This is a genomic window from Marinococcus halophilus, assembly GCF_002265875.1.
Lineage (GTDB): Bacteria > Bacillota > Bacilli > Bacillales > Marinococcaceae > Marinococcus > Marinococcus halophilus.
In genome coordinates, this window is the sequence record NZ_NPFA01000003.1 from 202,446 (window position 1) to 220,964 (window position 18,519).

Here is an 18,519-nt window from a genome sequence, read left to right on the forward strand (position 1 = left end):
AATCAGCGGTGAATACCGCTGATTATTTTTATAAAATAAAAATTTATAGACGCGCCTTCTTTCCAGACTCCAGAAACTGTTTGAAATTCTTTATTTTTTTCCTGAATTCGCCTATACTACTATTAAAGAATAATATATTAAAAATGTATTTCAAGGAAGGAATGAGGCGGATGGATTTGAAATCTCTTTTTGCCGGTATGTTCACGGGGTCGATAGCTAGCAGTTTAATTATACTTTTTACCACGCCTGCTTCTGGCCCTGCCGTACGCCATTCCATAAAAAAATCGGAATGGACTCGCGCCGGCTTGAAATCTTCAACAAACAAATCAGCGATGGAAGACTGGCAATATGCTGCTACAGAAGGTTTTCAGGCCTTTGATGTACTGACCAAAGAAATGAAAAAAACCTATAAACGATACAAGCAGGAAGTTGAACCTGAAGTGGCCTCCATTCAGGAACAAGTGAAAGACATTTCTGAGTCCATTTCTCAATTGAATAAGCAGATCAAAAAAGAAACCCGGCGTTCCTAGTCACTGATGACCCAGCTTATAAGAGAGGGGGTTCTTTAATTGGACTCTTCATTTGATGCAAAGCAGTCGATACTATTCAGCCTTCGTGCTGCACAGTTGTCTAAAGCATTATGGAAATCGGTGGAAAAAGATTGGCAGGAATGGGTTAAACCATATGATTTAAACATTAACGAATTTCAAATTCTGTGGGTAGCGCACCAATTAGAGGGCGCTTCTGTTTCAGGAATTGCGAAGTTCGGCGTTATGCACGTCTCAACAGCGTTTAATTTTTCCAAAAAGCTTGAGGATCGCAGCCTATTAAAATTTTCGAAAAAGACAAATGATAAGCGTAATACGTACATTGAGCTTACAGAAGATGGGGAAAACCTGCTTCTCTCTATTCTCGAGTCCTACGAAAAAGAGACGTTTCAGGTTTCTGAAGGAGCCCTTCCCATCAAAGACCTTTATGGAAAGTTTCCCGAGTTTTCTGAACTTATGACTATCGTGCGCTACATTTACGGGGAAGAATTCATGCATCTGTTTGAAGAGTCCCTCCAGTCTTTTGAAAGTGATTTTATGGATAAAGACGGTGCATTGCTTCCGGCGGACAGATCTGCCAAATAAACCTCTTACAGGCCACCTGCTCTATTCAGGCGTACTGCGTTAGTATATAGGCTTCTTTTCTCTTCTGTAGGACGAATTGTTAGAAATTTCGTTCTATATATTTTTTTTATAACCCTATTGATTTTTTCTTCTGTTGGTATTACATTATTCAAAGTTGGGGTTTGGAGAGAGAGGAGGCCGTCGCATGAATTGCTGGAAATCAGTGAATCTACGAAAAGAAAACAACACAACAAAAATGACAATCATGTCGGTAGGATTTTCCTTTTTAACTTTTATGTTTACTTTTTTAATCTTCAGTTCGATCCATCCAGAGACGCAGCTCAAAGGCATCGGACTAGGAGTTCTTCTTTTAATAATGCTCAGTCTTTACCCTCTGCATTCAATTTTGCACGCCGTACCACTCTGGATGATTGGTATCGCTACAACCTGGAAATTTGACCGAAACCGCAGGAAGCAGCTTCCTGTGATTAAATACAGCTTCAGTAAACCCGTATCGAGAAATATGTATGTCGCGGCTATGCTCAGTCCTTTCGTGATACTTGGAACAGCAAGTATTGCCGGGGCCGTGCTTATGCCGGGCTACATGCATTATTTTCTAATTGTTTTTTCTTTAAACAGCGGCATGGCTATCCATGATTTTGCGTTTATCCGCCAGCTGGTGAGGGCTCCAAAGCACTGTACAGTGGAACGCAAGCTTGACGGCATGGATATTGTGCTTAAACAGCCTTCATAAATAAAAGCGGCCCCGGCGCGAGACAAAGCGCCGGGGTCTTTTTTATCTGCCTACGGTGAAGACAATTTCATCTTCTTCAAGGTTAACTTTGTCCGCCCTTACTGTATATTCTTCATCCTCACTCCACTGATCAAGCCTTATTCTGATTGTTTCTTCTTCAGGATTAATCTGGACGAATTCCGGAAATTCTGACTGGCTCTGCACTACCGTTAATACTTCCGGCCCCGGAAGCGGCAAGCCAGCAATGGAGAAATCCTCTTTCCGTAATTCAATATTTCCATTTTCTAAAGCCTCTGGCACAAAACTAAGTTCAATATCAATTTCGCGTCCCAGAAGCTCGAGCGCAGATACAATCTTAAACTGGCCATTTTCCACTACTAAGTCGGCTCTTTCATTTTCCATTTCTGCTTCTAGAATGTTATTTACCTGGGCAGAATCTGTTTCTCCGGTAAAGTACGGCTGGAAATCTTCCTCTTCGGAAATCTGCTGTTCTGTTTCTGTGGACCCGCTTTCCTGGTCCAGGGAAACCCACCAGAAGACGAGAGCACCTATGACAATAACGTTGATGGCTAATAGCAGGATGAATAAAATTTTCCATATGTTCCGCGACAAGCAGATCCACTCCTTTTTCTTGTAACAACTGCTTTTTTACTATATCATGTTCGGCAAAAACGTTATAGATATAATATCTTTTTTCTCTGTGCTTCCGGGTTCTGCCTATCTTTTTCTCTTATGATTTGTTATGGTAGTATCGTTAGGAATGGGGGAATTCTATGTTTATACTTTTCTTTATTGTGTTCGCTGTTGCTTATCTGTTCATCATGAACTCCATGACCAATAAGTTTGTTACCCAGCGGGAAGTTCCGGATGAAAAACAGCCGAAGGTCTTCAATACTATCAATGTGCTCGTAACCATCCTGCTTGTTTCTTCGTACGTTGAACTTCTTTTGGCAGCCTGAAGCTGAGAATTTTTTTCCTATTGTATAATACAATAGGATTTTTTTTACATTAATCGACATTTTTAAACTTTTTAATATGGTACAATATTGGGGTAGCACGAACATACATAGGGAGCTGGAGAAATGAAAAAATATATTTTTATGGCCGCAGGGATCAGTAGTGCCCTTTTGCTTGCATCCTGCAGCAACGAAGGCAGTGCAGCGGGAGACGGCGCGATTGTTGAAGTGAACGGCGAAAGTATTTCTGAGCAGGATTTGATGGAAGACTTGAAGGACAACTACGGCGAAGGTGCTTTAAACAATCTTATCCAGCAAAAAATATTAAATGATAAAGCCGAGGAGCTGGACATTTCAGACAAACAAGTAACCAAGGAATTCAAGTCTATGAAAGAGCAGTATGGCATAGATGATAACGACCAATTCCTTCAAACCATCCAGGAAAATATGGGCGTTTCGGTCGAGAGCGTTAAAGCTTTCAAGGAGCAATATGTAAAACCGCAGATTGTGGTCGATGAGCTTGGGTCCCAGGATGTTGAGGTAACCGAAAAAGAAATGAAAAACTACTACGAAGAAAATAAAGACGATCTTGTCCAGGTCGAAGCTAGCCACATTCTCGTAGATAGTGAAGAAAAAGCAAACGAAATCATCAAAAAGCTCGAAGAAGGCGCAGATTTTGCTGAGCTTGCAAAAGAAAAGTCCATCGATACTGCTTCCGGTGAAAGCGGCGGTGAGCTTGGTTATTTTGGCAAAGGCGAAATGACGGAAGCTTTCGAGGAAGCTGCTTTTAACATGGAGACAGACTCCATTTCCGAAGAGCCTGTGGAAACAGAGCACGGCTTCCATGTAATTAATGTTACCGGTAAAAAGGAAAGTTATAAGGAATTGAAAGATGATATCAGGGAAACACTTCAAGCAGAAGAACAAAAAGACGGTCAGCAGGTGCTGAATGAATTAATGCAGGACGCTGAGATCAACGTCGAAGACGAAGATTACAAAGACTGGGTTCAGACGTTCACTGAAGCAAGTGAAGAGAGTTCAGGGAACTAACAGTTTGCCGCAAAAAAACCGGGGCGATTACGCCTCGGTTTTTTGTGTCTCTATTTCATTTTCTGCAGGAAGAATGATGGTAAACCTGACGCCCGCCTCCGTATTGGCTGCCTCTTTTGATGCTCCGTGCAGCTCCGCAATCTGGCTTACAATCGCAAGACCGAGCCCGAACTGCCCTTTGTTTCCTTTCCGGAATGGCGTGAAGATATATTCAAGTTCTTCCTCATTTATGTTTTCCCCGTTATTTTCCACGGTGATTTTCACTTGGCCTCCTGCATCCTTTTCCGCTTTAATCCAAATACTGTCCTCTGCGTAACGAAGCGCGTTTTCCACTAAATTTTCAAGCAGCACCCGCATATGCTCAGCATCTGCATACATACGTACGCTTGCTCCTTCGATATAAAAGCGGATGTCGCTACGCTGAAGTCGAAAGCGTTCTTCAATCGCATAAGCCAGTTTGCCGAATATGATTTCTTCATGCTCAATCGCCTCTGTTTTAAGCGAATCAAGCTTCGTATAATACAGCATATCCCTAACCCTTTTATCCATGCGGTTCGCTTCATCAATGATGACGTCCATCGTTTTTTCCATGTCTTTTTTCGGCAGAATACCGTCTTTAACGGACTGCGCATAGGATTTAACAACCATTATCGGTGTCTTAAGTTCATGAGAAGCATGCTGGATAAATGTTTTTTGCGAGTTGTCATACCGGATTAAATTCTGCCGCATCCGTTCAAACTGCTCGGACAGCTTCTGAAAGTCCTGGTCCCCTTTCCAGTTGAACGGCTCCCGCCAATTCCTTTCAGCGATCTGTTCAAAACGGTTCCCAAGCACGCGCAGAGGCTGCCGCAGATAGCGCTTTAGCCAGATCGCCGGCAGCAGGCTTACGACACTTGTGATAAGCAGTATGTACACCAGACGTGTCCACAGACGATTCACCATTGTGTCTCTGTACGTATCCCACATGTAGGAAATTTGAAATGCTTCTTCTCCGTCCGATTCCACTTTTGTAATAACGTAAAACAGGGTAGCGTCGTTAAACGTAAGTTCATACCGCTCCCGCTCCGCATTTTGGTTGCCGGCATTTTCAAGCATTTCTTTTTCTACTTCCGCCGGCGGACGCGGCTCCCCGCTGACCGTTTCGTTTTCAGTAACAAACACGTGTCCTACCGAGCGCTCCGCTTCCCGTCTTTCAATAAAATCCAGATCATCTGATTCCGGAGGAGTAAAATAATCACTCAGCGGGTTAACGAGCTGGGCTTGTTCTTCTTCAATAATCCGGTACGTTTCTTCTGTCAGTGTCCCCCGGATTGAAATAGGATACACAATGATGACTGTCAAGCCGACCAGGACAATAATGGCAATAAAAGAGAGCCAAATGCGCTGGGTTAAATTCACTTTCATCATGACGGCAGAACACGATACCCATATCCATACAGCGTTTCCAGATGAATTCTCGGCATTTTCTTCCGGACTCTCCGCACTACGTCATCCACGGCGCGTTCAGAGCCGAAATAGTTTTCTCCCCACACATGCTCAATAATATCTTCCCTCGACAAAGCTTTGCCTACCTCCTCGGTCAAAAGCAGAATTAAATCCATCTCCTTTGTGGTTAATTCGATATGGGTATCGTTATTTTCAGCATCCGTTACCGTACGTGCTTCCGGATCGATATAATAATTGTTTACTTCTGTCCTTCTTGTCTCGGTCTGGGACTCCCCGTAAATACGGGATAACAGCTTTTTGGCACGGATAATCAATTCCTGGGGCAAAAATGGCTTCGCCAGGTAGTCATCGCTTCCCATCTCAAGGCCAAGCACCCGGTCAAGATCCTGATCTCTCGCGGAAATAAAAATCACCGGCACTTCCCCTTTTTTAGAAGAACGAATTTCTTTTAGTATTTGATAGCCATCCGTACCCGGCAGCATAATATCGAGCACCCACAGATGCGGCGGGTCTTCTTTAGCCTCCAGGGCTTCTGTGCCATTATCAAATACGGTCACTTCCCACCCCTCTTTTTCCATGTAAGGCTTCAACACCCCGGAAAGGTTTTCTTCATCTTCCACTAAATAAATTGTATATGCAGTCGTCATATATCTCGTTCCTTCCTATGAAGATACGTATTCGTCTGCTATTATCGTAGCAGTATTATTACTCAGACGCCACTTTCATCTGTATTAGACGGTATTTATGTACCAGCGTTTCTAAAAAAGAAAGCCGCACTGCTTACCTGCAGGCGGCTTTTCATGGTTACGTTGTGGTTTTTTCCTGCTGGTTCTGCTCCATTTTTTCTTTGCGTTTCGTGAAAACGAGTGTCTGGAAAATCATGAACACACCACCCGTCGCCCAGTAAAGAGAAAGGGCAGACGGCAAAAATATACCTGCTACAATCATCATTACCGGCATGAGCATCATAATTGGCCTCATATTCTCAGGCATGTCCTTCGCCGTAATTCTCGTTTGTAAAAACATCATCAGTCCCGCGAGAATCGGAAAAATGAAAAATGGATCGGGTTCTCCGAGGTCCACCCATAAGAAACTGTGGGCTGCCAATTCTTCTGTACGCTGAATAGCAAAGTAAAAGGCCATCAGTATTGGCATCTGCAGAAGAATAGGCAGACAGCCCATCATTGGATTTACACCCTCGTCCCGGTACAGCTTCATCATTTCCTGCTGAAGCTTTTGTGCTTCTGCCTGATTTTTAGAGCTGTATTTTTCCTGAAGTTCTTTCATTCTCGGCTGCAGCCGCTTCATGGCAATAGCACTGTTCTGCTGTTTTAAAAACAACGGAAGAAGCACGATACGAATAATAATCGTTACCACAATAATCGAAAGACCGTAGTCTCCGTTAAAAAATTGGGCGATCGTGATTAAAAGCCACGAAAACGGGTATACAAAGAAACGATTCCAAATTCCTTCACTGTCTGCTGATATTGCTTCCTGTTCGCCTCCACAACCGGCGAGCACTAGCATCAAAACACTTAACATTGCTATTAATTTCCACTTACTATTCACTACATTCACTCCTTCTTATTTTTCATGCTTCCAGATTATGATGAAAAATAAGAAGAGTCTTCATCATCATGCCTGCTGTCTGAAGCGTCGGGTATCTTCTTTTGTACAGTAACAAAGCGAAGAGCAGCCGCCTCAGGCACCCGGCTGTAATCGTCATAGCAGACACAGGCTTCCTCGTGATGGAGAGAATAAGCATTGGTGCTGGTGAGATGCTGGCTGACGGTCCAAAGCGTAGTGATGAGCACGCTTACAAGGAGAAGCCATTCTACCCAGTTTATTTCTGCAAACGTTTCAATAAAAAACAACTTATCCCCCCTCCTCTGCTAAGTGATTTTCTTCAAGACTCACCAGTTCTACTTCTTCATCATATGTGTTGTGATAATTAAGAATATCGTCTACGTACCAGTCCGCCTGGTTATATTGATATAACGCCCGCCGTAACTCACCGCCTGCTGCTCCGTGGGATGCAAGAAAATTTGCTGCCGAATACACGGCATCCTCGAGAGCATATGGGTCCGCCCTGCCGTCACCGTCAGCATCAATACCGTAGCCTCCGTATTCATTAATCGTTTCCGGATCGGTTAGTTCCTGTTCCCCTATGTCGGTATTGCCATTTCCTCCGCAGCCCGGATAATCCCACCCTACAAAGGTGCATGGCATAAACTGCATATGTCCTACCGCCCCTACCGGGCTTTCCAGGGTTTCCATCGTAGAAAACACAGTTTCCACCCGGTGGACCGCTGCTAAGAGGGTCCACGGAATATCATAATCTTCTCCCGCCTGTTTGTAAACAGAAATATATTCTTCCGGAACTTCATTTTCTGCAAAGTCCTCCGGGGAATTGTACGTCGGTGTGCTCCCGTCCTGCACCGATGATGCAATAAAAACAATAGCTGCTGTGAGTAAAGCTGTCACTGCTGTAATTAAGTAAACGTATCGATAACGCTTGGCCTGCGGACGCACAGCTTCCCCTCCTGTTAACATAACTCGTGACTGGACACACATTCTTCCATGTTTATTGTAGCACGTATCCACTAGAAACTATAACAACCCAGGTGACAATAAAAAAAACTTTCCCCCATTGCAGAGGAAAGTTTTTTTATTACTGTTGGCCGTTATTCTCTTCGGGCACGCCGTAGAGTTCTTCAAGCGGCTCAGTGATAATTTTATTCAAGTCAGAGATCACTGTACTGAGCTGCTGCTCCTGCTGCATCAGCTTCGAAATAACTTCGTGCTGTTGTACCATTTCGAACTGTTTTTGCGCCTGAGTAATTTCTTCTTCCGAAGGCTGCTCTCCCTGCATTTGCTTTTGCTGGAGTTCAAGCTGTACATTACGGAAGTTATCAAGCATACGCTTTGCGACTTCGTCCTGCTCTACTTCATCATGAAGCTCTTTAAGCTGCTGGAATTCTTCGCTGTCACGAAGCGCACTGGATAATTCATAAGCCTTGTCGTGAATATTGGACATATATAAGTCCTCCTTTAAGATTGTCTGTACGAGCATAACATGAACAACCAATAGAATTCATCCATTCCGGAAGAATCAATGGCATTTTTTTATTCATACTACCCACAACACAACTATTCCCTGCACACAGCCTACGAAACCGCCAATCAATGCCCCTAAATACGTGATCAGCCTGAATTCCCTTCCGGAAATTGTGAGCAGCATAGCCTCCATCCGAGCAGTCGAAAACGAGTCCACCTGTTCTTTAACCACGTCGTGAAGATGAAGCTGTTCAAACAGGTTGGGGAGCCTTTTAGCGATGGAAGCCTGCCCTTTCTGTACTGCCTTTGGCACCCATTCCTCCAGTACTTTTATCTCGTAAGCGGGGGCCCAGTCTTTTAAAGGCTGTTCCAGCCTTTCCATAACCGGTACGTGCTTATCGACCGTCTCCACAATATAATCTACGGCAGCCCGTGAGTCCACATATGCAAAAGCTGACGATGCCGGCTTTTCAAATAACGCTTTGCGTTCCTGCTGCAGCAGCCCTGAAATCATTTTTTCCGTGCCGGGATCTTCAAAAAAACGCAGTACCTCTGGTTGTATGCGATCTACGAGACGGTCGTTACCAATCATCGTGCCGAAAAAGTTCACCATCGAGCCCTTTCCTTCTAAAAAGCGCTCGAGTAAAAGTGCCAGCTGCTGTTTTCCAGCACTTGACCGAAAATAATCGCCGGCTTTCACCATGATTACCTGAGTAAGTTCTTTGGTTATGAGTTCTGATTGATGGACTGCGCCCGAGGGCAGCAGTTCCTTAATAGGGGTATCTGCATGGCGGTGCTTAGCCTCTTCCCATTTTATATCGAGCGTCTCTCTTAACGTCTCACGGAGAAAGCCGCGACTATCCTTTAGGCCCGTCCACTTTTCGACATAGTCGGATAAGCTTTTTTCAGAATACAGGTACTCCTTCATCTCTAATGTTACCCATTCATTTAACTGACGAGAGAACATATCACTTCGAATTTTTGTCTGCAGCCCCTCCGGAGTCAGCAGATGATCTGTTACAACCCGGCCGAGCTGCCCAGCGAGCTCATTCCGCCTTTTGGGGATCAACCCGGGTGTAAACGGCAGCCGCACGGATCCTACATATATAGGCTTATATGGCCTGAACAGCATCCGGATCGCAAGTGAGTTCGTCACTCCCCCAATGGCTGCTCCGATAGCGATCATAATAATAATAGTAATAGCTGCATTCATGGTGATTGCTCCTTTGACAGTTCTCTGTGAATTTAAAGTTAGCTTTCTTAGGTAAAAATAAATTTTTCGTCCTCTATAATAAATGTCCCACGCTTGAATACGTTTCTCCATACTCTTTTATTCACGTTATCCGGTGGTGCCGAAACTATTTGTATGCTTTTTAGCGGAAACGTTTGAGCTTCAAGCCACCGCTCTGCAAGTTCCTGCTTCCATCCTATGGAGCCGCTCCATCCTTCAGCAGGTGCTATGACTGCCTCCGCGCTTCCACCATTCCAGCGCAAAAGCGCCGTTTCCACGGAATCCATGCCCTCTAGCCATTTTTCAAGCGGCAGCAGGGAAACCGTACGCTGCCCCACTTTATTAATATCAGACTGCTCCCCAGCATACGTATATCCTTCTTCGTCATCTATTAAAAATCCAGTACCTGCCCACACGTCTTTCCATAAGGACCAGGGGGCGCCGTTATACTTCACCTGCCCATCAACCAACACTTCCCGGCTGCCTGGCCACGGTTTCTTTACTACTATTCTTCCAGGAGCGTGACGTACAGCATATCCCTCGCTGTCCCAAGTGTCTGCCACCATTCCCGGCAGGCGGCTGTTGTACTTTTCAGGATGCACACCGCGGTCCGGAAGATCAGCAATAATCATTCCCGAGGCACAAGCCCCTCCGAAAGCTTTTAAAAGTGGAATTCTTCCTCTTGTTAGTACATTCATAACCCACTGAAGGTCGCTGCGCATCCAGTCTTCTTCCCATGTCAGTACGTAGCGCAGCGAATGCAGATGATATTCTTTCCACTTACTCTGGGCCTGAACAGATGCCGTCCGCGCTGAGAGCGAATCAACACCGATATGTGTGATGCCTTGCGCTTCAATCGTGCTGCCGGCATCAGCGCCCTGGTCATTCCAGGAAAACAGGCAGTATACTGCATTATTTGCAAACGTCCCAAACATAGCAAACAGCTGGTCAAAACCCCACTCCCTGCTGAGCCACCACAGACGGTCTTTTGGCCGTACGTCCCACACTAATCCAATCTCGGTGCCAGACTTTATAAATAAATTCGCATGGCTGAGAACATATCCTTCAGAGGCCCCCTTTTCACTTTCATTAAAGAGAACCATTGCAGGATCTGTGCCGTTCGTTTTTTCAGGCTTCTCCTTATTTTTTCCGGCCGGCAGTGTTTGCCACTGCTTATATTTCGATGATGGTTCGCCGTCTAGTTGAATAATTTTCGCTGCAGCTAAACCATACCTTTCCTCAGCTTCAGAGACAAACGCCCCCGTTTTAATAATGAGCCATTCCGGTTGAAAATGCGTATGGGCCTGCGCCTCTGTTTCCGCTGTCCAGCGGGTATAGTAAGGGCAAGCCACAGCGCCGATATATGCTAACGCCATAAATATTACCGCTGACTGTTTATCAGGTTCTGCTGCTACAGCTGCCCGTTCTCCTTTGTTTATACCGGCTGCCCTCAGTTTTCCGGCAGCTTCTTGCACATACCCTGCCAGCATTTCATATGTCCATTCGCCGTTTTCATCGATAAACGCTGTCTGTTGCATTCCTTCTTTTGATTTATTTATCAGCTGCTCTGCAGCATTCATTTTACCTTTATAAAACCACACAGCCTCCCGTCTTCCACGCGAAAGCTCAACAGTATCTTTATATCGTCTAATCCATTTTGTTTCAAGCCGTTTAGATGCCTGCTGCCAAAACCAGGAGACGTCTATGGCGGCATGCTTTTTCAGTTCTTCTGTGTCATTTAAGCCGAGTGCTAACGTCCAATGATAAAGCGCGTTTGTCCTCCATTGAACGATAGGGGGTTCCCAAGTAGTCCACTGCATTTTTCATAGCCTCCCGACGTTTTTCCTTTTATAGAATGGGAATAGGGGTGTATATCTATTTTTACATAGCTTATAGATAAGTGAAACAAAAAGGAGTGCTCCAGATGAAAATAGCTTTATTCGGCGGCACCGGACGTACCGGTTTTCACTTTGCGATTATGGCTGACGCCGCAGGTCATGATTTGAAAATGCTTGTCCGCTCACCGGAAAAGACGGACGGCCTGCCTGCTTCTGCAGAGCAGATATACGGTGACGCCCTTGATCAGGCAAAAATGAGACAAACACTACAGGGTGCAGATGTGGTAGTCAGTGCGCTTGGTACCGATAAACAAAACCTCTTAAGCAGTGTCACCCCTCTTTTGTTAAAAGAAATGAATGATCTCGGTATCACCCGTTTAATTACTGTAGGTACTGCCGGCATACTTCGGTCCCGGACAGAACCGCACCTTTACCGTTTTGAATCTGCAGAATCCAAACGAAGAAGCACTACGGCTGCCAAAGACCATAAGGCAGCTTATGAATACATTAAAGAAACCTCTTACTGTTGGACGGTTATCTGTCCAACCTTTTTGCCAGAAGGCCGCAGCACGGCTTCCTGGCGTTTTGAAACCGATTATCTTCCGGAAAACGGCACCCGGATTTCCACAGGGAACACAGCTGATTTTTTATTGCACGTATTGGAAAATCACTCTCAATTCTGCCAAAAAAGGATAGGCGTTTGTGAGTAAGGCTGTGTAACTAGCGGTACAAACATGCTATACTAATTACCATTATCTAAGTAAAAACCCCGAAAGAAGGAGGGCGGCGATATGAGTATTTTCGGTATCATTCTTGGTATTGTTATTGTTACTGCTATTATCAGCTGGATTATCGGCTACAATGCCTTAATTAAATATTTGAACTGGGTAGAGGAATCCTGGACCCAGGTGGAATTTCAACTGCACCGGCGCATGAATCTAATTCCTGACTTTGTGGATTCTGCCCAGAAATCCTGGCGCCACAAACAGGATGAACTGGAAACATTGGTTCAATACAGAAGCGAAACGTTATCCCCGGAAGCAAGCAGACAGGAACAGCTGTACATTAACTCTCTTATTGAAGAGACCCTTCACGAGGTGTTTGACGCTTCCATGCCCGAAGATAAGCAGCTGCAGTCCGAGCTGAAATCAATGCGGGAGCAGTTCGACGATGCCCAAAATAAGATTATTCATTCTTCAAGTGTTTATAATAATACGATAGATAAATATAATACAAAAATCTCCTCGTTTCCGGTTAAGTTTGTTGCAGAGCTGCACCACTTTAGAACACGCAGCCCGCTCCCTGCCCAGAGTCCTGCTCCAGGAGGAAGTGCTAAAGAAAAAGCTGAAACTTCCGTATAAACCAAATATATAAACCAAATATGCATATAATTATATTTTTTAACCTGAGCCTGTGTCTTTTCCTCTCATCCATGAAAACAGATGATAACACGTTCTCATCGGAATTAGGCTATTCTTTCATCTATGCTATTCTAAACAGGCAGGTTCTCCTGAGATGAATGCATCTTTACCTGTACGATACCTTTTTTACCCTGTCCAGATATTTCGGCAGGGCTTTTTTATGTCCCAGCCTGTTTAAAAAAAGCAGTACATGGCAAAAGAATGATGAATCCTCTCGTGTTATAATGATGAAAGACATTTGAGACCACTGTCTATGTTTATTCAGCACTGTATGAGAAAGGAAGCTTCAGACATGAAAACGTTCGAACAAAAACTTCACAACTATGCAAGACTTGCTGTGGATAAAGGGGTTAATATCCAGCCAGGCCAAACTTTAGTTATTGCAGCTCCTATTGATGCTGCACCTTTTGTTAGAAGACTGGCCGAAGCAGCATATGAAGCCGGAGCAAAACATGTCTACCCGGAGTGGGCAGACGATGAATTGACGAAAATTAAATATGAAAAAGCGCCAGAGGAAGCGTTTCATGAATTCCCTTCCTGGCGGGCAGAAAGCAGGGAACAGCTGGCCCGGGAAGGCGCGGCTTTTATCACGGTGAAATCCACGGATCCCGATCTGCTGAAAGGCGTGGATCCTGATAAAATCGCTAATGCGAATAATGCAGCCGGCGCTGCTATGGAAGGATTCCGTGATTATATTCAGGCTGACCGTGTCAGCTGGCTTGTAATTTCCACTCCTTCTTCGGGATGGGCGAAAAAAGTATTTCCTGACGAGCCGGAAGACCGGGCTATCGACCTGCTTTGGGAACGGATCTTCAGCGCCGTACGGGCGGACACCGAAGACCCGGTACAGGCCTGGGATGAGCATAACCGCACGCTGCGTGCCAAGGTTGATTGGCTGAACGCCAAAAAATACAAATCGCTTCATTATACTGCTCCCGGCACAGATCTTGAAATCGGCCTTCCTGACGGGCATGTGTGGGCCGGCGGCGGAAGCACCAATACCTCAGGCGTCCCTTTTATTCCTAACATGCCTACGGAAGAAGTATTTACCGCTCCCCATAAGGATTTCGTTAATGGGATTGTAACCAACACCAAGCCATTGAATTACGGCGGCAATGTTATTGACCAGTTCACGCTTCATTTTAAAAATGGAGCCGTTACGGATATGGAAGCCGGTGAAGGTGAAGACACCCTGCGTCACCTGATTAATTCAGACGAAGGCGCTGCCCGGCTCGGGGAAGTTGCTCTCGTGCCACACAGTTCCCCTATCTCTCAGTCTGGCATTTTATTTTTCAACACGCTGTTTGATGAAAATGCCTCTAATCATATTGCGCTTGGCAGCGCTTATGCTTTCTGTGTAGAAAATGGACCGGAGATGAATAAAGATCAGAAAGAGCAGGCCGGTTTAAACACAAGTATCGTGCATGTTGATTTTATGATTGGAAATGAAAATATGAATATCGACGGCATTCTTCCCGACGGAACAAAAGAACCTGTATTCAGGAACGGTGAATGGGCTGAATAGCTGTCCTACTATTTCTTGAAAGGAGATTACTATGAGTTTACCTAAAACATTAACAATAGCCGGCTCCGACACAAGCGGTGGTGCTGGCATTCAGGCAGATTTAAAAACATTTCAGGAGCTTGGTACGTACGGAATGGTTTCCCTGACTACGATTGTCTCCCAGGATCCGGACAACGAGTGGTTCCACCGCGTTTATCCAATCGACATCTCCACACTTGAAGCACAGCTTGATACAGTGCTTAAAGGGATCGGCGTCCAAGCTGCTAAAACCGGAATGCTTGGCTCAAAAGAAGTCATCGAGCTCGTAGCAAAAAAATTAGATGAACACCATATAGAACAGCTGGTGGTGGATCCGGTGATGGTATGCAAAGGTGCCGATGAGCCGGTCAATCCCGAAATGGACGCTTATTTGCGGGAAACGCTTGTGCCAAAGGCATTTATTGTAACGCCTAATTTGTTCGAAGCATCCCAGCTCGCCCAGGTGCCTCTCCCGCAATCGCTCGAGGACATGAAAGCAGCTGCAGAGAAAATTTATCAGCTTGGTCCTTCCTTCGTTATTGTGAAGGGCGGCGGGGACACCGGAGCAGAAAAATCAATCGATGTTCTTTATGACGGCAACAGCTTTGAGTATATTGAATCTGAAAAAATCAATACAGACTACACTCACGGCGCGGGCTGCACTTTTTCTGCTTCCATCACAGCAGAACTTGCAAACGGAAAGAGCGTGCGGGAAGCAATTCACACTGCAAAACAGTTTATTCAAGCTTCCATTCAGGAATCCTTCCGCCTGAACGATCATGTCGGTTCTGTAAACCATACAGCTTACCGCCACCGCGCTCCCCAATCTTGAATATGTTTTCGGCTTCTACGCCGGGAATAAGCAGGTGACCACCTTGGAATTATTTCAATGCACAAAAAGCGTTTATAAGCACGTCGAAATGGATGTTATCGAAATTTATCCGCCCCAGCTGCTTTTTCGTCACGGTTACATTTATCCAGGCTTTTTCGATGAGAGCGGCGTCTGGATGGCTACCGACGAAGAAGATGTAATTCATGTGATCAGTGAGCACCCCTCGCCAGAACAGGATCACTGGTTCCAACAGCATTTCAAAAAAGTATAAATAAATGGAAGGAGCATGCAGATGAAACGCTATCATGTAGAAGTTCACGGAAATGTTCAAGGCGTCGGGTTTCGGCAGTTCACTCAGTCAGAAGCAGTAAAACACAATATTCATGGCTGGGTTCGCAACAAATCAAACGGAGTGGTGGAAATTGAAGCCGAGGGCACGCCCCAGGACATGGATCACTTTCTTGTCGCAGTACAGGAAGGCAGCCCTTTTTCTACCGTTGAACGCCTCGAAACCTCTGATCTTGATTCTGTCGACCATAATGAATCTTTTGACGTTCGGTTCTAATTAAATGAAATGAAACAAAAAACTCTCCAGCTGATGACATTAAGCTGGAGAGTTTTTCATTAGAAAGCCCAGGATGTACGTTCTTCAAGCCGGGCAGCTGCCTGGCAGACGGGCAGATAAGGCAGATGAAAATCATGGCGGACCACCTGCTCAAGTGCCGGAAAACCATGAATATATTTGGTCACCGTAGCCCCGCTCGCCTTTCGGGCTATCAGTTTATTGTTTTTCAAAGACAGCAGCATATATTTTTCAGGGAGCCAAAGCTGCAGACGCAGCTGATTCATATACGGAGCATCCGACCCGTAAGATTTGTAGACCTTATTTTGCAGAGCAGCTTCTTCTGCTTCCACTTCAGGGTTAAAAGCCCACGACTCATCCGCCTGCTTTCCGTCTTTCATTCGTATATAACGATACAGCCCCGACTCCTTCTGATAGTGAAACAGCAGCTGCTCGCCATCAAACTTTTTTGAGCTCTCCGTTGCCTTCCGAAGAGGAATAGGTTCAAATAACGGCGCAGTTGTACCTACATCCACAAAATAGGGAGAGAGGCCTGGCTGGTTGGTTTCTACCCGGATCGACACGTGGTCTTCATTTAAATAAATGAGTCTTGCAGAGAATCCCAGCTCCTGCAGCAGCTGATAAAAATGCACGTTCAATGTATAGCACGTTCCTCCCATCTGGTATACCTGGCGCTGATACAAAAAGGACTCGACAGACATTAATGCTGATGCTTCTGTCTTCTCTTCCGCTTCAATCAGCTTACCTACGTTTTCAAATGGAAACTGCTGCAGATGGGAGCGAATCAACTTTGTCAAAAACCGAACATTTGGCTGCTCTATTTTCAGCTTTAATATGTGCAGGTAGTCCTCTACCCATGACTGCATGCCAAACAACCTCCTTTTGAGCCGTTAGAAGGCAAAAACAACACGTACCTTCTTTTTGCTCTACAGACTCTTTCAGTCTTCGAGACGTTCATGCACCATGGCCATGACATCCATTTTCAGCTGAAGAAGCTTCTCTTCAGTTTGTTTAAACGTTTCTCCCTTAACTCCGAAATAAAACTTCACTTTTGGTTCCGTGCCTGACGGACGTAGACAGAACCAGGAGTCATCGTCTGTAAAAAACTTCAGTACGTTCGAAGACGGAAGCTGAATAGACTCTTTTTTTCCATTTTCAAGCAAGTACGTGCGTTCCCCTGTTTTATAATCCTCCAGTTTTTGAATAGAAGCATCACTTACCTGCACAGGCGGATCTTCGCGGAATGTTTCGATCAGGTGATCAATTTGGGCCGCGCCCTCTTTTCCTTTTTTCATTATGGAATCAAGCCCTTCCATAAAGTATCCATAACGGTTGTAAATCTCCAATAGGCCTTCATATACAGTGCGTCCCTGTTTCTTATGCCAAAGCGCCATTTCTGCGATTAAAAGCGCTGCCTGCACAGCATCTTTATCGCGCACAAAGTCTCCGATTAAGTATCCGTAAGATTCCTCATAGCCAAATTGAAACGCATATTCTCCTGTTTCATTATACATTTTGATTTTTTCACCGATGAATTTAAACCCGGTGAGCGTGTCTTCGCATGCCTGGCCATAATGTTCTGCTATAGCTCTTCCAAGTTCAGAAGTTACAATTGTTTTCATTACAATGCCGTTTGCCGGAAGGGTTCCAGCTTCTGTTTTCTGCATGAGAAGATAATCAAGAAGCAAAGCTCCCGTCTGGTTTCCAGTGAGCACCATAAACTCACCGCTGCTGTCTTTAGCTGCCAGGCCAATACGGTCAGCATCTGGATCGGTAGCAATCAGTATATCAGCACCGCTTTCGCTTCCTATTTGAACAGCTTTTGCAAAAGCTTCTTTTTCTTCTGGGTTCGGACTTGGCACGGTAGAAAATTCCGGGTCAGGCGTTAACTGCTCCTCCACTGTCGATACATTATGAAAACCAGCCTCCGTGAGTGATCGCAGCACTGGTTCTTTCGCAGTTCCGTGAAGTGGTGTGAATACTATATTCAAATCACTGCCGCTTTCTTTAATCATTTCCGGCTTCAGTAGAATCGACTGCAGCGCTTTATCATAAGCTGCATCGGTCTCTTCCCCAAGCATAACGAGAAGGCCTTCCTCCTGCATCGAGCCGCTGTCTTTCACCCGGATTTCAAGTTCATTTTCGACCGACTCCACGCAGGCAATCAACTCATCGGCAGGCCCCGGCGGGAACTGCCCCCCATCCTCTCCGTACACTTTAAAGCCGTTATATTCCGGTGGATTGTGACTTGCTGTAATTACTACACCGGCAAACGCGTATGTTCTCCGCACCGCAAATGAAAGCTCGGGCGTTGGGCGCAGATCTTCAAACAAGTATACCTGGATACCGTGCGCCCCAAGCGTCTGCGCTGTTTCGAGTGCAAACTTTTCCGAATAGTGACGTGGGTCAAACGCGATTGCAACCCCTCGGGACTTTGCCTTCGCTCCTGCATTTTCTATATACCGTGCAAGGCCTTCTGCCGCCCGGCGGATCGTGTATGTATTCATTCTATTCGTACCAGGCCCGATTTCTCCGCGCATGCCCCCGGTTCCAAACGCCAGGTATTGATAAAAGTACTCCTCAGCGTTCGTTTCATCCAGCTCGTGAAGCTTTTCTTTCCATGCGTCTTCTATAAATGCATGGTTTCGCCATCGGTTCCAGTGGTCCGTCCAACTCATATATACAATCACTCCTGA

General features: G+C 45.3%; 22 protein-coding genes. 11 read left to right on the forward strand and 11 right to left on the reverse strand.

Features of this window, described 5'->3' with window-relative positions; genetic code table 11:
* The first annotated feature begins 8 nt into the window (after nucleotides 1–8).
* The 3 genes from CHL76_RS04965 to CHL76_RS04975 all read left to right on the forward strand — a co-directional run bounded on the left by CHL76_RS04965 (nucleotide 9) and on the right by CHL76_RS04975 (nucleotide 1,866).
* Nucleotides 9–530: a YtxH domain-containing protein gene (locus tag CHL76_RS04965; protein WP_143745455.1), complete on the forward strand. Its 522-nt coding sequence runs from the start codon at nucleotides 9–11 to the stop codon at nucleotides 528–530.
* 39 nt (nucleotides 531–569) lie between these two features.
* The gene (locus tag CHL76_RS04970) at nucleotides 570–1,133 is read left to right on the forward strand and encodes an HTH-type transcriptional regulator Hpr (protein ID WP_079476931.1); all 564 of its coding nucleotides are present in this window, start codon (nucleotides 570–572) and stop codon (nucleotides 1,131–1,133) included.
* Between the two features lie 184 nt (nucleotides 1,134–1,317).
* On the forward strand, nucleotides 1,318–1,866 hold the full coding sequence (locus tag CHL76_RS04975; RefSeq protein WP_079476932.1) for a DUF3267 domain-containing protein: 549 nt from the start codon (nucleotides 1,318–1,320) through the stop codon (nucleotides 1,864–1,866).
* 42 nt (nucleotides 1,867–1,908) lie between these two features.
* Here the strand turns inward: CHL76_RS04975 and CHL76_RS04980 are convergent, their stop codons facing one another.
* Nucleotides 1,909–2,478 carry a YpmS family protein gene (locus CHL76_RS04980; protein ID WP_158219071.1) on the reverse strand — a complete coding sequence of 190 codons (570 nt, stop codon included), beginning with the start codon at nucleotides 2,476–2,478 and terminating at the stop codon, nucleotides 1,909–1,911.
* Between the two features lie 161 nt (nucleotides 2,479–2,639).
* Here CHL76_RS04980 and CHL76_RS04985 point away from each other — a divergent pair, with 161 nt between their 5' ends.
* Both CHL76_RS04985 and CHL76_RS04990 read left to right on the forward strand, forming a co-directional pair.
* Nucleotides 2,640–2,825 carry a hypothetical protein gene (locus tag CHL76_RS04985; protein WP_079476934.1) on the forward strand — a complete coding sequence of 62 codons (186 nt, stop codon included), beginning with the start codon at nucleotides 2,640–2,642 and terminating at the stop codon, nucleotides 2,823–2,825.
* A 123-nt stretch (nucleotides 2,826–2,948) separates the two neighbouring features.
* Complete coding sequence (locus tag CHL76_RS04990; protein WP_094908012.1) at nucleotides 2,949–3,872, forward strand: peptidylprolyl isomerase; 924 nt, start codon at nucleotides 2,949–2,951, stop codon at nucleotides 3,870–3,872.
* A gap of 27 nt (nucleotides 3,873–3,899) precedes the next feature.
* Here the strand turns inward: CHL76_RS04990 and CHL76_RS04995 are convergent, their stop codons facing one another.
* The 8 genes from CHL76_RS04995 to CHL76_RS05030 all read right to left on the reverse strand — a co-directional run bounded on the left by CHL76_RS04995 (nucleotide 3,900) and on the right by CHL76_RS05030 (nucleotide 11,426).
* Nucleotides 3,900–5,279: a sensor histidine kinase gene (locus tag CHL76_RS04995; protein WP_079476936.1), complete on the reverse strand. Its 1,380-nt coding sequence runs from the start codon at nucleotides 5,277–5,279 to the stop codon at nucleotides 3,900–3,902.
* On the reverse strand, nucleotides 5,276–5,965 hold the full coding sequence (locus CHL76_RS05000) for a response regulator transcription factor (protein ID WP_079476937.1): 690 nt from the start codon (nucleotides 5,963–5,965) through the stop codon (nucleotides 5,276–5,278). The genes CHL76_RS04995 and CHL76_RS05000 overlap by 4 nt, the downstream gene beginning before the upstream one ends.
* Nucleotides 5,966–6,122: 157 nt before the next feature.
* Nucleotides 6,123–6,887, reverse strand: coding sequence for a membrane protein insertase YidC (gene yidC, locus CHL76_RS05005; RefSeq protein ID WP_233133217.1), 765 nt, complete (start codon nucleotides 6,885–6,887; stop codon nucleotides 6,123–6,125).
* A gap of 35 nt (nucleotides 6,888–6,922) precedes the next feature.
* A complete protein-coding gene (locus tag CHL76_RS05010) occupies nucleotides 6,923–7,192 on the reverse strand; it encodes a hypothetical protein (RefSeq protein WP_079476939.1) in 270 nt (89 codons plus the stop codon).
* 1 nt (nucleotide 7,193) lies between these two features.
* Entirely contained in the window at nucleotides 7,194–7,850 is a 657-nt protein-coding gene (locus tag CHL76_RS05015; RefSeq protein WP_233133218.1) for a lytic transglycosylase domain-containing protein, read from the reverse strand.
* Between the two features lie 139 nt (nucleotides 7,851–7,989).
* The gene (locus tag CHL76_RS05020; RefSeq protein WP_079476941.1) at nucleotides 7,990–8,355 is read right to left on the reverse strand and encodes a YlbF/YmcA family competence regulator; all 366 of its coding nucleotides are present in this window, start codon (nucleotides 8,353–8,355) and stop codon (nucleotides 7,990–7,992) included.
* A 93-nt stretch (nucleotides 8,356–8,448) separates the two neighbouring features.
* Nucleotides 8,449–9,588 carry a DUF445 domain-containing protein gene (locus CHL76_RS05025; RefSeq protein WP_158219072.1) on the reverse strand — a complete coding sequence of 380 codons (1,140 nt, stop codon included), beginning with the start codon at nucleotides 9,586–9,588 and terminating at the stop codon, nucleotides 8,449–8,451.
* A 47-nt stretch (nucleotides 9,589–9,635) separates the two neighbouring features.
* The gene (locus tag CHL76_RS05030; RefSeq protein WP_094908015.1) at nucleotides 9,636–11,426 is read right to left on the reverse strand and encodes an AMP-binding protein; all 1,791 of its coding nucleotides are present in this window, start codon (nucleotides 11,424–11,426) and stop codon (nucleotides 9,636–9,638) included.
* 104 nt (nucleotides 11,427–11,530) lie between these two features.
* Between CHL76_RS05030 and CHL76_RS05035 the strand changes: the two genes are divergently transcribed.
* The 6 genes from CHL76_RS05035 to CHL76_RS05060 all read left to right on the forward strand — a co-directional run bounded on the left by CHL76_RS05035 (nucleotide 11,531) and on the right by CHL76_RS05060 (nucleotide 15,805).
* Nucleotides 11,531–12,154 (forward strand): NAD(P)-dependent oxidoreductase, encoded by a 624-nt coding sequence (locus CHL76_RS05035; protein ID WP_079476944.1) that lies wholly within the window; start codon nucleotides 11,531–11,533, stop codon nucleotides 12,152–12,154.
* A gap of 81 nt (nucleotides 12,155–12,235) precedes the next feature.
* A complete protein-coding gene (locus tag CHL76_RS05040) occupies nucleotides 12,236–12,805 on the forward strand; it encodes a LemA family protein (RefSeq protein ID WP_079476945.1) in 570 nt (189 codons plus the stop codon).
* Nucleotides 12,806–13,157: 352 nt separating this feature from the next.
* Nucleotides 13,158–14,390: an aminopeptidase gene (locus CHL76_RS05045; RefSeq protein WP_094908016.1), complete on the forward strand. Its 1,233-nt coding sequence runs from the start codon at nucleotides 13,158–13,160 to the stop codon at nucleotides 14,388–14,390.
* Between the two features lie 31 nt (nucleotides 14,391–14,421).
* Nucleotides 14,422–15,240, forward strand: a complete 819-nt coding sequence (gene pdxK / locus CHL76_RS05050; RefSeq protein WP_094908017.1) for a pyridoxine/pyridoxal/pyridoxamine kinase — start codon at nucleotides 14,422–14,424, stop codon at nucleotides 15,238–15,240.
* Nucleotides 15,241–15,283: 43 nt separating this feature from the next.
* Nucleotides 15,284–15,511 (forward strand): hypothetical protein, encoded by a 228-nt coding sequence (locus CHL76_RS05055; RefSeq protein ID WP_079476948.1) that lies wholly within the window; start codon nucleotides 15,284–15,286, stop codon nucleotides 15,509–15,511.
* A gap of 21 nt (nucleotides 15,512–15,532) precedes the next feature.
* Nucleotides 15,533–15,805, forward strand: coding sequence for an acylphosphatase (locus CHL76_RS05060; protein WP_079476949.1), 273 nt, complete (start codon nucleotides 15,533–15,535; stop codon nucleotides 15,803–15,805).
* A gap of 59 nt (nucleotides 15,806–15,864) precedes the next feature.
* On the opposite strand, the gene CHL76_RS05065 is transcribed toward CHL76_RS05060, so the two are convergent.
* Both CHL76_RS05065 and CHL76_RS05070 read right to left on the reverse strand, forming a co-directional pair.
* Nucleotides 15,865–16,689, reverse strand: coding sequence for an arylamine N-acetyltransferase (locus tag CHL76_RS05065; RefSeq protein WP_094908018.1), 825 nt, complete (start codon nucleotides 16,687–16,689; stop codon nucleotides 15,865–15,867).
* Nucleotides 16,690–16,761: 72 nt separating this feature from the next.
* Nucleotides 16,762–18,501 (reverse strand): phospho-sugar mutase, encoded by a 1,740-nt coding sequence (locus CHL76_RS05070; RefSeq protein ID WP_094908019.1) that lies wholly within the window; start codon nucleotides 18,499–18,501, stop codon nucleotides 16,762–16,764.
* Nucleotides 18,502–18,519 lie beyond the last annotated feature (18 nt).

Coding starts and splice junctions, on each gene's coding strand:
- CHL76_RS04975 (WP_079476932.1), top strand. CDS start 1,318: ATGAATTGCTGGAAATCAGTGAATCTACGAAAAGAAAACAACACAACA.
- CHL76_RS04985 (WP_079476934.1), top strand. CDS start 2,640: ATGTTTATACTTTTCTTTATTGTGTTCGCTGTTGCTTATCTGTTCATC.
- CHL76_RS04990 (WP_094908012.1), top strand. CDS start 2,949: ATGAAAAAATATATTTTTATGGCCGCAGGGATCAGTAGTGCCCTTTTG.
- CHL76_RS04995 (WP_079476936.1), bottom strand. CDS start 5,279: ATGATGAAAGTGAATTTAACCCAGCGCATTTGGCTCTCTTTTATTGCC.
- CHL76_RS05000 (WP_079476937.1), bottom strand. CDS start 5,965: ATGACGACTGCATATACAATTTATTTAGTGGAAGATGAAGAAAACCTT.
- CHL76_RS05020 (WP_079476941.1), bottom strand. CDS start 8,355: ATGTCCAATATTCACGACAAGGCTTATGAATTATCCAGTGCGCTTCGT.
- CHL76_RS05025 (WP_158219072.1), bottom strand. CDS start 9,588: ATGAATGCAGCTATTACTATTATTATTATGATCGCTATCGGAGCAGCC.
- CHL76_RS05030 (WP_094908015.1), bottom strand. CDS start 11,426: ATGCAGTGGACTACTTGGGAACCCCCTATCGTTCAATGGAGGACAAAC.
- CHL76_RS05035 (WP_079476944.1), top strand. CDS start 11,531: ATGAAAATAGCTTTATTCGGCGGCACCGGACGTACCGGTTTTCACTTT.
- CHL76_RS05040 (WP_079476945.1), top strand. CDS start 12,236: ATGAGTATTTTCGGTATCATTCTTGGTATTGTTATTGTTACTGCTATT.
- CHL76_RS05045 (WP_094908016.1), top strand. CDS start 13,158: ATGAAAACGTTCGAACAAAAACTTCACAACTATGCAAGACTTGCTGTG.
- pdxK (WP_094908017.1), top strand. CDS start 14,422: ATGAGTTTACCTAAAACATTAACAATAGCCGGCTCCGACACAAGCGGT.
- CHL76_RS05060 (WP_079476949.1), top strand. CDS start 15,533: ATGAAACGCTATCATGTAGAAGTTCACGGAAATGTTCAAGGCGTCGGG.
- CHL76_RS05065 (WP_094908018.1), bottom strand. CDS start 16,689: ATGCAGTCATGGGTAGAGGACTACCTGCACATATTAAAGCTGAAAATA.
- CHL76_RS05070 (WP_094908019.1), bottom strand. CDS start 18,501: ATGAGTTGGACGGACCACTGGAACCGATGGCGAAACCATGCATTTATA.